Consider the following 13,718-nt stretch of genomic DNA (forward strand, 5'->3'; position numbering starts at 1 on the left):
AGAAGGAACTCCTCGATGACTCTCACCGCCGACGTGCGTCCCGACGTCACCGACGCACCCGCGGCGCCATCCGGCCCGCCTAGCTCCCGCTGGGCGCGCCCGGCGCTGGCCGCGCTGCTGCTGGGCACCGCGGTGCTCTACCTGTGGGGCCTCGGCACCTCCGGATGGGCCAACGACTATTACGCGGCCGCCGCGCAGGCCGGCACCCAGGACTGGAAGGCGTGGCTGTTCGGATCCCTGGACGCGGGCAACGCGATCACCGTCGACAAGCCACCCGCCGCCCTGTGGGCGATGGCGCTGTCCGGGCGGGTGTTCGGCTTCAGCGCGTTCAGCATGCTGTTGCCGCAGGCGCTGATGGGTGTCGGAGCCGTCGCCTTGCTGTACGCGGCGGTGCGCCGGGTCAGCGGTCCGGGCGCGGGGCTGATCGCCGGTGCCGCGCTGGCGCTCACACCCGTTGCGGCGCTGATGTTCCGGTTCAACAACCCCGACGCGTTGCTGGTACTGCTGATGGTGGCCGCCGCGTACTGCGTGGTCCGCGCGACCGAGACCGCGAGCACCCGCTGGATGGCGTTGGCGGGCTGCGCGCTGGGTTTCGCGTTTCTGACCAAGATGCTGCAGGCGTTTCTCGTCGTCCCCGGTCTCGGGCTGGCGTTCCTGGTCGCCGCCCCGGTCGGGATGTGGCGGCGCATCGGCACATTGGCGGTCGGCGCGGCCGCGATGGTGGTGTCGGCCGGGTGGTACATCGCGCTGGTCGAACTCTGGCCGGCCGACTCGCGGCCCTACATCGGCGGCTCGACCGACAACAGCCTGCTGCAGCTTGCGCTCGGCTACAACGGAATCGAGCGGATCGCCGGTCATGGGGGCATGGGACCCGGTCCCGGCGGGGAGCGACCACTGTTCTTCGGCGGCGAACCCGGCATCGGCCGGATGTTCGGTCACTCGATGGGCACGCAGGCCTCCTGGCTGTTGCCGGCCGCGTTGATCGGGCTGCTGGCCGGATTGTGGTTCACCCGCCGGACCGCGCGGACCGCGACGGTGCGAGCCTCGCTGCTGATGTGGGGCGGCTGGCTGGTGGTGACCGGCGCCGTGTTCAGCTTCATGGACGGCACCATCCACCCCTACTACACCGTCGCGCTGGCGCCCGCGATCGCCGCGCTTGTCGGCATCTCGGTGCGGGAACTATGGCGCGGCAGGCAGTTCATCGCGCCGCGTGTGACGCTGGCGGCGATGTCGGCGACGACGGGGATCTGGGCGTTCATCCTGCTGGCCCGTACGCCGGACTGGTGGCCGGCGCTGCGCTGGATCGTGCTGGTGGGCTCGATCGTGGTGGCGTCCGTCCTGGCGGCCGGTGTGCACCGACTCGGGCGGTATGCGGTGGTATCCGCCTGTGCGGCAATGCTGTTCGGCGGCCTGGCGACCGCCGCTTACACGGTGGAGACGGCGGCGGGCAGTCACAACGGGCCGATGGCCGTCGCCGGCCCCCGCGGAGCGGACAGCTTCGGCGGTCCCGGCGCGCAACGGCCGCCCGGCGGCTTCGGCCCGGACGCCGAGAACCCGGCACTGGAGAACCTCCTCAAGGGAGCCGACAACCGCTGGGCCGCCGCGACCATCGCGTCGATGCGCGCGAGCAGCCTGGAACTCAAGACCGGCGCCTCGGTGATGGCGATCGGCGGGTTCTCCGGGCATGACGACTCACCCACGCTCGCGCAGTTCCAGCAGTACGTCGCCGACCACGAAGTGCGCTACTTCATCGTCGGCGGCCACGGCGGCCCACCCGGCCGGGCATCGAGCACCGCGGGCGACATCGCGGCGTGGGTGCAGAAGAACTTCGCCCCCATCGACGTCGGCGGAACCACGGTCTACGACCTCGACGCACCGGTCGGCGCGTGACCGTTCGAGAAAGGAACCCGTCATGACACTCAAGAAACTGATCGCAGGCGTCGTCATCGCCGGCGGCGTGGGCGCGGCGGCGCTCGGCTTGTCCACCGGGGTTGCCGCCGCCGAACCGGGCCACGGCGGCCCGCACGGACCCGGGCCGGCGTTCGTGCACGAGCGGCCCGGCATCCCGTTCGGCGACCGCGGCGGCTACGAACGCGCCGTGCACGACCACCGGCCGTTCCTGTACCAGGGACGATGGGTGAACCCGATCTTCGATCCGGTGCGGGCGGCCTGGGGCTTCTGGCTCGGCCCGGTCTGGATTCCGCTCTGACGATCCCTCATGACGGCCGCCCCGCCTCCCCTCGGCGGGGCGGCCGTCCCTATTCGATCGTCCTGATTTTTGTTGCGGCACAAACGGCACAGGGTTGGCTATGGTCGATCCATGTCCGTGACCGACGAGTACCTGAAGAACAACGAGGAATACGCGAAGACGTTCTCCGGTCCGCTGCCGCTGCCGCCGAGCAAGCACGTCGCGGTGGTGGCGTGCATGGACGCGCGACTCGACATCTACCGGATCCTGGGCCTCGGCGACGGCGAGGCACACGTCATCCGCAACGCGGGCGGCGTCATCACCGACGACGAGATCCGCTCGCTGGCCATCAGCCAGCGGCTGCTCGGCACCAAGGAGATCATCCTCATCCACCACACCGACTGCGGCATGCTGACGTTCACCGACGACGGGTTCAAGCAGCAGATCCAGGACGAGATCGGCATCAAACCCGAATGGGCCGCCGAGTCGTTCATCGACCTCGAGCAGGACGTGCGGCAGTCGCTGCGCCGCATCGAGGCCAGTCCGTTCGTTACCAAGCACGAGTCGCTGCGCGGCTTCATCTTCGACGTCGCGACGGGCCGGCTCACCGAAGTCACTTTGTAAACACTTTCGGCGAGCCTGGGACCGCTGGCGCCCCAGGAGCCACACGCGTCGCAGGTTCCCACGTTTTGCGGCTCACTTCTCGGACTTTGTCTGCACAACGTTGCTCGGTGTGACTCGCCGGGTTACCCGGCGGCGCGCGTTGACATCGTCGACGCCCCAGGTGTCTAATATCGGGTAATGATCGTAAATATGGTCATTTCTACCAACTTTACGAGGATACGATGACCAGCACCGAACAGGCCGCTCAGGCCAACGCGGGCCGCTATGAGCTCAGCCATCTGCGCTCGCTGGAGGCCGAGGCGATCCACATAATCCGGGAGGTGGCCGCGGAGTTCGAGCGCCCCGTGCTGCTGTTCTCCGGCGGCAAGGACTCCATCGTCATGCTGCATCTCGCGCTCAAGGCGTTCCGGCCGGGCCGGCTGCCGTTCCCGGTGATGCACGTCGACACCGGGCACAACTTCGACGAGGTGCTGCAGACCCGCGACGAGCTCGTCGAGGAGGCCGGCGTCCGGCTCGTGGTGGCCAAGGTGCAGGACGACATCGATGCCGGCCGCGTGGTCGAGACGATCCCGTCGCGCAACCCGCTGCAGACCGTGACGTTGTTGCGCGCGATCCGCGAGAACAAGTTCGACGCCGCGTTCGGCGGCGCCCGCCGCGACGAGGAGAAGGCCCGCGCCAAGGAGCGGGTGTTCTCGTTCCGCGACGAGTTCGGCCAGTGGGATCCCAAGGCGCAGCGGCCCGAGCTGTGGAACATCTACAACGGCCGGCACCACAAGGGTGAGCACATCCGGGTGTTCCCGCTGTCGAACTGGACCGAGTTCGACATCTGGTCCTACATCGGCGCCGAGAAGATCAAACTGCCGTCGATCTATTACGCTCACCGGCGCAAGGTGTTCGAGCGCGACGGCATGCTGCTGGCCGTGCACCGCTACCTGCAGCCCCGCAAGGACGAAGAGGTCATCGAGAAGACTGTGCGGTTCCGCACCGTCGGCGACGTGACCTGCACCGGTTGCGTGGAGTCCACTGCGGCAACGGTTTCCGAGGTGATCGCCGAGACCGCGGTGTCGCGGCTCACCGAACGCGGCGCCACCCGCGCCGACGACCGCATCTCCGAGGCCGGCATGGAAGACCGCAAGCGGGAGGGTTACTTCTGATGACCAGCACCTTAGACCGCACGGGCGCCACCACCCGGCCCGGCGCGACCCTGTTGCGCATCGCCACCGCCGGTTCCGTCGACGACGGTAAGTCGACCCTGATCGGTCGGCTGCTGTTCGACTCGAAGGCCGTCATGGAAGACCAGTTGGCTTCTGTGGAGCGCACTTCCAAGGAACGCGGGCACGACTACACCGACCTCGCGCTGGTCACCGACGGGTTGCGCGCCGAACGTGAGCAGGGCATCACGATCGACGTGGCCTACCGCTACTTCGCGACGTCCAAGCGCAAGTTCATCATCGCCGACACCCCCGGCCACATCCAGTACACCCGCAACATGGTCACCGGCACCTCGACGGCCCAGTTGGCGATCGTGCTGGTCGACGCGCGCCACGGCCTGCTCGAGCAGTCCCGACGCCACGCGTTCCTGGCGTCGCTGTTGGGCATTCAGCACATCGTGCTGGCGGTCAACAAGATGGACCTGATCGGCTGGGACCAGGAGCGGTTCGAGAAGATCCGCGAGGACTTCCACGATTTCGCCGCCCGCCTCGACATCCACGACGTCACCACGATCCCGCTGTCGGCGCTCAACGGCGACAATGTCGTCACCAAGTCCGCGAACACGCCGTGGTACGAGGGCCCGCCGCTGCTGAGCCACCTCGAAGAGGTCTACATCGCTGGCGACCGCAACCTCGTCGACGTCCGCTTCCCGGTCCAATACGTGATCCGCCCGCAGACCCTCGAGCACCACGACCACCGCAGCTATGCCGGCACGGTCGCCGGGGGTGTCATGAAGGTCGGCGACGACGTCATCGTGCTGCCGGCGGGCAAGACGTCGCGCATCTCCGCGATTGAAGGTCCATCGGGACCCGTCGAGGTGGCGTTCCCGCCGATGGCCGTCGCGATCAGCCTGGCCGACGACATCGACATCTCCCGTGGTGACCTGATCGCCCGGCCGAACAATCAGCCAAGGGTGACACAGGAATTCGACGCCACCGTCTGCTGGATGGCCGACGAGTCCGCGCTCGAGCCCGGCCGTGACTACCTGATCAAGCACACCACGCGCACCACCCGGGCGCGGGTAACCGCGCTGGACTACCGGCTCGACGTGAACACGCTGCACCGCGACAAGGAAGCCACCGCGCTCAAACTCAATGAGCTGGGCCGGGTCTCGTTGCGCACGCAGCAGCCGCTGTTGCTCGACGAGTACAGCCGTAACGCGGCGACGGGGTCGTTCATTCTGATCGACCCGAACACCAACGGCACGGTCGCCGCTGGGATGATCCTGCCCCAGGTCACCGCGCGGACGTCGAGCCCGAACACCGTGCGCCACGAGTCGCTGTGCAAAGCGGAGGACCGCCTCAGCAAGGGCCGGACCGTGTGGTTCACCGGGCTGTCGGGTTCGGGCAAGTCGTCGGTGGCGATGCTGGTCGAGCAGAAGCTGATCGAAAAGGGTGTGCCCGCTTACGTTCTCGACGGGGACAACCTGCGCCACGGACTCAACGCCGACCTCGGTTTCTCGATGGCCGACCGCGCGGAGAACCAGCGCAGGCTGGCGCACGTCGCGGCGATTCTCGCCGACTCGGGTCAGGTGGTGTTGGTGCCGGCGATCAGCCCGCTCGAAGAGCACCGCGCGCTCGCCCGCAAGGTCACCACCGAGGCGGGTCTGGACTTCTTCGAGGTGTTCTGCGACACCCCGCTGGAGGACTGCGAACGCCGGGATCCCAAGGGCCTCTACGCCAAAGCCCGTGCCGGCGAGATCACGCACTTCACCGGTATCGACAGCCCCTACCAGCGGCCCAAGAAGCCCGATCTGCGGCTGACCCCGGACCGCGACCCCGAGGAACTGGCTGATCTGGTGATCGAGCTGCTGGAAAGCAGGCGGTGAGCGATCACGACGTCGCCGCGCGGCTGGCGACGGACGCGGGAAAGTTGCTTCTGCAGGTCCGCGAGGAGCTGGCCGACGCCACCGCCAACGAGCGAAAGGCCGCCGGCGACAAGCGCTCCCACGACTTCCTGATGGAGGCGTTGGCGGCCGAGCGGCCGGACGACGCGGTGCTGTCCGAGGAGGGCGCCGACGACCCGGTCCGGCTGACGGCCGAGCGGGTGTGGATCGTCGACCCGCTCGACGGCACCCGGGAGTTCTCCGAACTCGGGCGTGAGGACTGGGCCGTGCATGTCGCGCTGTGGCAGAACGGCGAACTGGTCGCCGGGGCGGTGGCACTGCCCGCGCAGGGCGTCACGCTGGCCACCCCGACGGTCGCGCCGCCCCCGCCGCAACCCGGCAGTCCGCGGATCGTGGTGTCGCGCACCCGCCCGCCGGCCATTGCGCTCGCCGTGCGCGACGCGCTGAACGGCGAACTGGTCGAAATGGGTTCTGCGGGAGCCAAAGTCGCCTCGGTCGTGCAGGGCCACTCCGACGTCTACGTGCACGCCGGCGGGCAGTACGAGTGGGACTCGGCGGCGCCGGTCGCCGTCGCCCGCGCCGCGGGCTTGCACACCTCGCGCATCGACGGGTCCCCGCTGCGCTACAACCAGCGCGACTCGAAGCTGCCGGACCTGGTGGTGTGCCGACCGGAGCTGGCCGACGCGGTGCTCGCCGTCACGGCCTGACCGGCGGCTCGTCCCCGATTCCCGGACAGGCTTTCACGATCGCTTGAATCGCGTTGTCCAGACGCGTTTTGGCGCCGAAGTACTCCCTGCTGGGTGCAGCCGAAGCCGGCGCAAGCGTGCTGCGGCTGATCGCCTCCAACGCATCCGCGACCGTGTTCACCTCGGCGCGCAGCGCCGCCGATTCGATGGCGGCCGCACGGGTGCGGATCTCGGCGGCGTCCTCGGCTTCCGCGGCGGCAGCGGCCGGCCGGTCCAACGGCTCGTCGGTGACATCGGCCGGCAGTGTGCTGATCACCTCGCCCATCGCTCCCGCGAGCGGCCGCAGCGCATGCTCCGCCTTCTGGCAGTCGGGGGAGAGGTCCCCGTCCCCTCGCGTTAACAGCACCACGACGACACCGGCGATGACGAGCGCGGCCGCGACGCCGCCGATCAGGTACTTCACTCCTCGAGCCTAAATCGTGTGCGGTCGTATAGGTTTCTGCCATGGCCGAACACCCCACGCTGCGCGCGCTGAGCGGGCTGCCCGCCCAACCCGAGAGCCTCGCCTCCTCGGCGCTGGTCCTGATCGACTGCCAGAACACCTACACGCGCGGCGTCATGGAACTCGACGGCGTGCAGGCCGCGCTCGACGAGGCCGAACGCCTACTCGATCGGGCACGCACGGCCGGCATCCCGATCATCCACATCCAGCACGACGACGGGCCGGGCAGTCCGTTTGACATCCGCGACGACATCGGCGCCATCGTCGACCGCGTCGCGCCCCGCGGTGACGAGCCGGTCGTGGTGAAGAACTACCCGAACTCGTTCGTGGGCACCGACCTCGACGAGCGGCTCAAGGCCGTCGGCGCGCAGAACCTGGTGCTGGCCGGGTTCATGACGCACATGTGCGTCAATTCCACGGCGCGCGGCGCGTTCAACCTCGGCTACGCACCGACGGTGGTCGCCAAGGCGACGGCGACGCGCCCGTTGCCCGACCCCACCGGCGGCGAGCTTTCGGCCGCGGCGGTGCACACGGCCAGCCTGGCCGCGATCGCCGACCTGTTCGCCGTGGTCGTGCCCGACGCCGCCACCATCCCGGACTGACGCCGAAGCGGTGGCACAATCCGTGTCATGCGGATGTCGGCGAAGGCGGAGTACGCCGTTCGCGCGATGGTGCAACTGGCCGTCGCCGATGACGGGGCCCTGATCAAGACAGATGACCTGGCCAAGGCGCAGGGCATTCCGCCGCAGTTCCTCGTCGACATCCTGTCCGTGTTGCGCGCCGATCGCCTGGTCCGCAGCCACCGCGGCCGCGAGGGCGGCTACGAGTTGGGCCGGCCCGCCGAGCAGATCAGCATCGCCGACGTCCTGCGCTCCATCGACGGCCCGTTGGCCAGCGTGCGCGACATCGGGCTCGGCGACCTGCCGTACACGGGCCCGACGACCGCGCTGACCGACGTCTGGCGGGCGCTACGCGCAAGCATGCGATCGGTGCTGGAGGAGACCAGCCTCGCCGACGTCGCCGCGAACGCGTTGCCGCAGCATGTGCGCAAACTCGCCGATGACTACCGCGGGCAGGAGTCCAAGCGCGGTCACTCGCTGAACTAGCGGCTGCCGCGCGCTGCGATCCCGTCGAGCAGCATGCGCAGGCCGCGCTCGAAGTCCTCGGCGACCGGGGTGCGCACCGCAACCTGGGCTAGTGCCGCGATGTGCGGGTAGCTGTCACCGGCCACTGCGCCGATGCGGGTCGCGGCGTCGGGCGCATCGCGGCCGGTGGTCAACGGCCCGGCCAGTTCCGACTGCACCGCGCCGACGACGAAGCCCAACACCGCATGGAAGGCGGCCAGCCGGTCGGTGTCGGACAATCCGCCGCGTTCCAGCGCACCGACCAACGCATCGACAACTGCATATCCGGTCGCCGACGCCGTGCGCCGCGTCAGGACCAATGGGATCGCGGCGGGATGCGCGCGGATGCTGCGCCACATCGCATCGGCCAGCGCATAGACGTCCTCGACCCAGTCCGCGGTCGGTGCCGGCACCTCCATCTCCGCAACCACCGCGGCGACGACGAGTTCCTCCAACTCCGCCTTGTCGCGGACGTAGTTGTAGACCGTCATCGGCCCGGTGCCCAGCACCCCGGCCAACGCCCGCATGCTCAATGCGTCGGCACCGGACGTGTCGACGATTCCCAGCGCCGCGGCGGCGATCTCCTCCGTGGTAAACCGTGCGCGCACCGACCCTCCTTGACAAGTACAGCGTACGTAAAGCAGTGTAACTATACGTACACCGTACTTGTGTGAGGGAGCGTCCCATGACGACAACGATTCCGACCCATCGCGTGGACTTTCACATCGACGGCACGCGATGCGCGGCCTGGCTGACGCTGCCCGACGGCGACGGACCGCATCCGGGGATCGTGCTGGTGCACGGCCTCGGCGCGACGCACGACATGATGCTGGCGCAGTACGAGCAGCATTTCGCCGCCGCAGGCATCGCCACGCTGGCCTTCGACTACCGGCACACCGGTGAGTCGGACGGACAACCGCGCCAACACATCTCGGCGAACCGGCAACGAAATGACGTCATCGCCGCCGCGCGACACCTGGCCGCGCACCCGCAGATCGACGGCCGACGGATCGGGCTGTGGGGCACCAGCCTCGGCGCCATGAACGTCATCCGGGCCGCAGCCGTCCACGACGTGGCCGCCGCCGTGGTGCAGTGCCCGATCGTGCACGGACCGGCGGCCGCCCGCAGTCTCGGGCCGCGCGCGGCGCTGCGGCTTGTTCCCGCGATCACCGACGACCTCCTGCGCCGGATGGCCGGGCGGGCCCGCCGCCACCTCCCCATCGTCGGGCCACCGGACGGCTTCGCCCTGGTCACGGTGGCGGGCGCGGAAGCCGGCTGGAACTCGACGGTGCCGCCCGGCGGGCAGTTCGACAACCGGATCCTGGCCGCCGACGCGGTGACGATGGTGACCACGTCGGCGATCCGGGACGCGCGAAAGGTGAGGGCGCCGTTGCTGGTATGCGTGTGTGACCGGGAAACCCTGATGGACCCGGCGTACGCCGAACTGGTCGCGCGCCGAGCGCCCCGCGGACGCGCCCGCCACTACGCGGCGGACCACTTCGAGATCTACCACCCGCCGCAGGTGACGGCGGCGCTCGCCGACCAGACCGCGTTCCTGCAGGAGCATCTCGATGTCTGCGCGTGAGCGTCTGCGCGACAACGACATCCGCCTGGTCAGCGCGCTGGCCGATCTGCGCCCCGATGAATGGGCGCAGCCGAGCCTGTGCGACGCGTGGACCAATCACGAGGTGCTGGCGCACCTGGTGATCGGCTACCGCACCGGTATCGGTACGTTCGCGGCGACCCTCGTGCGGCACCAGGGTTCGTTCGACCGCGCCAACACCGCGCTGGCCAAAACGTTGGCTCAGCAGGCCGGGCCCGCCGACCTGCTCGACGAGCTGAGCCGCCTGATCGACCGCCCGCGCGGCCTGGGCCGGATCTTCCCGCCGCAGCTGCTGCTCGGCGACCACGTCACGCACGAACTCGACATCCTGTTTCCGCTCGGCCGGCCCCCGGGAACCCGCCGAGATGTGCTGGCCGCGGTGCTCAACACCCAGGTGACGGTGCCCAACCCGTTCGTTCCGGCATTCGCCAACAGCCGCCGAATCCGGTTGCGCGCCACCGACATCGCGTGGACCCACGGCGACGCGGGGCCGGTTGTTCAGGGTTGCGCCGCCGACCTGGTGTCGGTGCTCGGCAACCGGCCGCATGCGCTGCCCCGCTTGACCGGCGACGGTGTCGACGTGCTCGCGGCGAGGGTCAGTCCGCGCCCGAGCCGTACGGCCGGGTGAGGATTTCCAGGTAGTGGCCCGCCGGATCCTGGAAGTACACGCCCCGTCCGCCGTCGTTGTGGTTGATCTCCCCGGGCCTGCTGCCTCGGGGATCCGCCCAGTGCGGCACCCCGCGCTCGGTGATCCGGCCGTAGATGGCGGTGAACTCGTCTTCGGACACCAGGAACGCGTAGTGCTGCGGCCGGATGTCCTCGCCCTCGGCGACCTGCGCGTAATCCAGGCTCACACCGTGGTTGAGCTCGACGGCCAGGAACGGGCCGAACTCTCTGGCAGCGGGCAGACCGAACAACTCGGTGAAAAATCTCGCTGACTCAGCGCGGTCATGAGCCGCGACGATGGTGTGATTGAACGTGATAGCCATGAATTTCCGAGTCAACCACCGCCGCTATCGGACACGCAAGGTCAGCGCACCTCGTCGATGACGACGTCGCCGTTCTCGGAACGGGCCGTGACCGTCGCGTCGGCGGCGGCGCGGTCCGTCGTGCGCGGCACCCGCACCACGGTGGCGCCGCGCTCGGCGCCGGTGTCGGCGTTGACGACGTAGGACCCGCCGGCAGGCAATCCGACGATGACGTCGCCGTCTTCGCTGTTCACGTCGACGGTTCGCGGTGCGGCCTCGGCGAAATCGACCTTGACGTCGCCGCTGACGGTGGTGGCGGTGAACGCCTCGGTCACCGCGATCGGCTTGCGCGCCACCACTTCGCCGTTGACATTGTGGACCTCGACGCGGCGTGCCGACCCGCTCAGCAGCACCGCGCCGTCGTCGGTGCGGGCGATCAGCTGGTCGAGGTCGGCCTGCGCCATCACGACGCCCCTCTTCTGCTCGACGGTGACCGTCAGCCGACGGGCCAGATCCGGCGGCAACACCACGGTGATCTCACCGGCCCGGCTCCACTGCAGGAACTCCGAGGGCTCCCCGGTGATGGTCAACCGAGCCTCGTTGCGGTCGGAGGTCAGCTCCAGCGGATTGGCCCCTGCCCGTGTCGAATTCACCATCCGCAGGTCGGCGCGCGGTTCGGCGGCATCGCGGTCGGTGGTGAGCCGGACCGCCATCGGCACCTCCCCGGTGTCCACCACGAGGGCGCGCACGGACGGTGGCAGCGCCTTCGAATCGGTGATCACCCGGAAGTTGGTGATGCCCCACGCGAGCGCGCTCAGGCCCACGAGGGCCCCCGCCACCAGCGCGGCGGCCGCGACGATGAGCACTGCGCGGAACGCGGTCCGTCCGCCCGGGGAGAGCGGGGGCGGCGGGTTGGTCGGTGCCGGTGGTGGGGGAGCGAGGGTGGTCACGTGGGATTCCTTCCGCGAGTTCAGGATTCGAGGTAGCGCAGGACAGCCAGCACGCGACGGTTCTCGGTGTCGTCGGGAGCCAGGTCGAGCTTCGCGAAGATCGAGGCGATGTGTTTTTCGGCGGAGCCCACCGAGACGTGCAGGGCCGCCGCGATCGCCGAGTTGGTCTTGCCCTCGGCCATCAACTGCAGCACCTCCAGCTCCCGCGGGGTCAGCGCGTCGAGCGCGTTGCGGCGGTGCGAGCGCACGAGGATCTGCGACACCACCTCCGGATCGAGGACGGTCCCGCCGCCGCCGACCACCGTGACGGCGTCCAGGAAGGCGGGCACGTCGGCGACCCGGTCTTTGAGCAGATAGCCGAAACCCCTGGTGTCCGAGGCGATGAGGTCGGCGGCGTAGCGCTCTTCGACGTAGTGCGACAGCACCAGCACCGGCGACTCCGGGTTCTGGCTGCGCAGCAGCGCCGCGGCCCGGATGCCCTCGTCGGTGAAGGTGGGCGGCATCCGCACGTCGAGGATCGCCAGATCGGGGCGCGTCTCGTTGACCAACCGCAGCAGGTTCGTCGCGTCGGGCACACCGGCGACGACCTCGTGGCCGGCGTCGGTGAGGATGCGCTCGATGCCCGCCCGCAACAGCGCGGAGTCCTCGGCGATCACTATGCGCATGGCAGCACCGCGGTCACGACGGTGGGCCCGCTCAACGGGCTGGACACGGTGAACGTGCCGCGGGCGGCGCGCACGCGGTCCTCGAGGCCGCGCAGGCCGGTGGCCTCGTCGTCGGAGGTGATCCGGGCGCCGCCCGCGCCGTTGTCGAACACCGACACCGACAGCTGGTCGGAGGCGTCGTCGTAGCGCACGGTCACAATCGCCTGGGTGGCGCCGGAATGCTTGACGACGTTCGTCAACGCCTCGGCGACAACGAAATACGCGCATGCCTCGACCTCGTCGGGCAGCCGCCGCGGCAGCTGCACATCGAGTGTCGTCGGCACTCCCATGTGCTGCGAACGCTGCACCACCGACGACAGCGCGGCGTCCAGGCCGCGGTCGGACAGGATCGTCGGCGCGATGCCACGCACCACGTTGCGCAGTTCCACCAGGGCGCTCTTGGCGTCCTCGTGCGCCTCGGCGATCAGCGTCTTGGCCGCAGGCAGGTCGGTGTCCAACTTGGTCTGCGCCAACCCGATCGTCATCGCCAGGCTCACCAACCGCGGCTGCACGCTGTCGTGCAGATCGCGTTCGACCCGGTGGCGTTCGGTCTGCGCCGACGACACCGCACCCTCGCGCGCGTCGGCCAGCGCGCTGACCTGATGCTGCAGCGCGGCCGTCGACGACGGCGGCAACAGCCACCGGTCGATCGCCGCGTCGAGTACCGGCGCGACGATCAGGATCGCGGCCGCGGCGGCCACCGCCACCAGCGCCAGCAGCCACGCCACCGGCACGGGCAGGAAACTGAGCCCGGCGTCGTCGTCGCTCTGGTCGATCGCCATCGCCGCCGCCGGCCCGAGCACCGCGAACGCCAGCAGCGCGAACGTGATCCCCACGGCGAGCAGGTCGTAGACCATCCGCAAGTAGTGGTGGGCCAACGCTTTCCAGAACCGGACGCTGCTGACATCCAGCCACAGCTGGTGCAGCCAGCGCTGAAATCCGGTGTAGTGCGACAACCGACGCGGCGGCACCCCGATGCCCATGCCGAACACCGCCTCGCTGCGTAGGCGCTCGAGCCAGTCCACCCCGCGGACCAGATAGACGAACACCACCGACGCGAACGCAAAACCGATCACGCTGGGGATCGAGGAAATCCCGACGACGAACAGCGTCAGCGGGACCCAGAACCACACCGTGGCGATCGCGGCGCCGGTGATCATCGACGCCGTCGGCACCAGACCGAACGGGCGGCGGTGCGGCGGCGCGCTGCGCACGGGAGTCGCAGCGGCCTCCGTGGGAGGGTCGGTGACCGAAACTGTGCCCAAGACCATGCCTTCAACCTATGGATTCGCGGCGGCCCGCGACACACCG

Annotated in this window: 16 protein-coding genes; 10 read left to right on the forward strand and 6 right to left on the reverse strand. The window is 69.4% G+C overall.

Annotated features, from left to right (window positions below):
* Window positions 1-15 precede the first annotated feature (15 nt).
* The 6 genes from BLW81_RS15005 to BLW81_RS15030 all read left to right on the forward strand — a co-directional run bounded on the left by BLW81_RS15005 (window position 16) and on the right by BLW81_RS15030 (window position 6,577).
* Entirely contained in the window at window positions 16-1,890 is a 1,875-nt protein-coding gene (locus BLW81_RS15005) for an ArnT family glycosyltransferase (RefSeq protein WP_083407849.1), read from the forward strand.
* Window positions 1,891-1,912: 22 nt separating this feature from the next.
* Entirely contained in the window at window positions 1,913-2,209 is a 297-nt protein-coding gene (locus BLW81_RS15010; RefSeq protein ID WP_083407850.1) for a hypothetical protein, read from the forward strand.
* Between the two features lie 111 nt (window positions 2,210-2,320).
* Window positions 2,321-2,812, forward strand: coding sequence for a beta-class carbonic anhydrase (locus tag BLW81_RS15015; protein ID WP_083407851.1), 492 nt, complete (start codon window positions 2,321-2,323; stop codon window positions 2,810-2,812).
* A gap of 221 nt (window positions 2,813-3,033) precedes the next feature.
* A complete protein-coding gene (cysD, locus tag BLW81_RS15020) occupies window positions 3,034-3,966 on the forward strand; it encodes a sulfate adenylyltransferase subunit CysD (protein ID WP_083407852.1) in 933 nt (310 codons plus the stop codon).
* Window positions 3,966-5,852, forward strand: coding sequence for a sulfate adenylyltransferase subunit CysN (gene cysN / locus BLW81_RS15025; RefSeq protein ID WP_083407853.1), 1,887 nt, complete (start codon window positions 3,966-3,968; stop codon window positions 5,850-5,852). Before cysD ends, cysN begins: the two co-directional genes overlap by 1 nt.
* A complete protein-coding gene (locus tag BLW81_RS15030) occupies window positions 5,849-6,577 on the forward strand; it encodes a 3'(2'),5'-bisphosphate nucleotidase CysQ (RefSeq protein ID WP_083407854.1) in 729 nt (242 codons plus the stop codon). Before cysN ends, BLW81_RS15030 begins: the two co-directional genes overlap by 4 nt.
* Here the strand turns inward: BLW81_RS15030 and BLW81_RS15035 are convergent.
* Complete coding sequence (locus tag BLW81_RS15035) at window positions 6,567-7,019, reverse strand: hypothetical protein (RefSeq protein WP_083407855.1); 453 nt, start codon at window positions 7,017-7,019, stop codon at window positions 6,567-6,569. The two genes, BLW81_RS15030 and BLW81_RS15035, sit on opposite strands and share 11 nt — an antisense overlap.
* Before the next feature lie 41 nt (window positions 7,020-7,060).
* Here BLW81_RS15035 and BLW81_RS15040 point away from each other — a divergent pair, with 41 nt between their 5' ends.
* The gene (locus BLW81_RS15040; RefSeq protein WP_083407856.1) at window positions 7,061-7,660 is read left to right on the forward strand and encodes a cysteine hydrolase family protein; all 600 of its coding nucleotides are present in this window, start codon (window positions 7,061-7,063) and stop codon (window positions 7,658-7,660) included.
* Between the two features lie 27 nt (window positions 7,661-7,687).
* Entirely contained in the window at window positions 7,688-8,164 is a 477-nt protein-coding gene (locus BLW81_RS15045) for an Rrf2 family transcriptional regulator (RefSeq protein ID WP_083407857.1), read from the forward strand.
* On the opposite strand, the gene BLW81_RS15050 is transcribed toward BLW81_RS15045, so the two are convergent.
* The gene (locus tag BLW81_RS15050; protein ID WP_083407858.1) at window positions 8,161-8,790 is read right to left on the reverse strand and encodes a TetR/AcrR family transcriptional regulator C-terminal domain-containing protein; all 630 of its coding nucleotides are present in this window, start codon (window positions 8,788-8,790) and stop codon (window positions 8,161-8,163) included. The two genes, BLW81_RS15045 and BLW81_RS15050, sit on opposite strands and share 4 nt — an antisense overlap.
* A 77-nt stretch (window positions 8,791-8,867) precedes the next feature.
* On the opposite strand from BLW81_RS15050, the gene BLW81_RS15055 reads away from it, so the two are divergent.
* Window positions 8,868-9,767: an alpha/beta hydrolase gene (locus tag BLW81_RS15055; RefSeq protein WP_083407859.1), complete on the forward strand. Its 900-nt coding sequence runs from the start codon at window positions 8,868-8,870 to the stop codon at window positions 9,765-9,767.
* Window positions 9,754-10,413, forward strand: coding sequence for a maleylpyruvate isomerase family mycothiol-dependent enzyme (locus tag BLW81_RS15060; RefSeq protein WP_083407860.1), 660 nt, complete (start codon window positions 9,754-9,756; stop codon window positions 10,411-10,413). The genes BLW81_RS15055 and BLW81_RS15060 overlap by 14 nt, the downstream gene beginning before the upstream one ends.
* Here BLW81_RS15060 and BLW81_RS15065 read toward each other — a convergent pair.
* From BLW81_RS15065 to BLW81_RS15080, 4 genes are read right to left on the reverse strand one after another with little or no spacing between them, the layout of a single operon-like run.
* Complete coding sequence (locus tag BLW81_RS15065) at window positions 10,382-10,774, reverse strand: VOC family protein (protein ID WP_083407861.1); 393 nt, start codon at window positions 10,772-10,774, stop codon at window positions 10,382-10,384. The two genes, BLW81_RS15060 and BLW81_RS15065, sit on opposite strands and share 32 nt — an antisense overlap.
* 41 nt (window positions 10,775-10,815) lie before the next feature.
* Window positions 10,816-11,703 (reverse strand): DUF4097 family beta strand repeat-containing protein, encoded by an 888-nt coding sequence (locus BLW81_RS15070; RefSeq protein WP_083407862.1) that lies wholly within the window; start codon window positions 11,701-11,703, stop codon window positions 10,816-10,818.
* A gap of 20 nt (window positions 11,704-11,723) precedes the next feature.
* Window positions 11,724-12,368: a response regulator transcription factor gene (locus BLW81_RS15075; protein WP_083407863.1), complete on the reverse strand. Its 645-nt coding sequence runs from the start codon at window positions 12,366-12,368 to the stop codon at window positions 11,724-11,726.
* Window positions 12,359-13,678: a sensor histidine kinase gene (locus BLW81_RS15080; RefSeq protein ID WP_083407864.1), complete on the reverse strand. Its 1,320-nt coding sequence runs from the start codon at window positions 13,676-13,678 to the stop codon at window positions 12,359-12,361. Before BLW81_RS15080 ends, BLW81_RS15075 begins: the two co-directional genes overlap by 10 nt.
* Window positions 13,679-13,718 lie beyond the last annotated feature (40 nt).

The organism is Mycolicibacterium rutilum (assembly GCF_900108565.1).
GTDB classification, from domain to species: domain Bacteria; phylum Actinomycetota; class Actinomycetes; order Mycobacteriales; family Mycobacteriaceae; genus Mycobacterium; species Mycobacterium rutilum.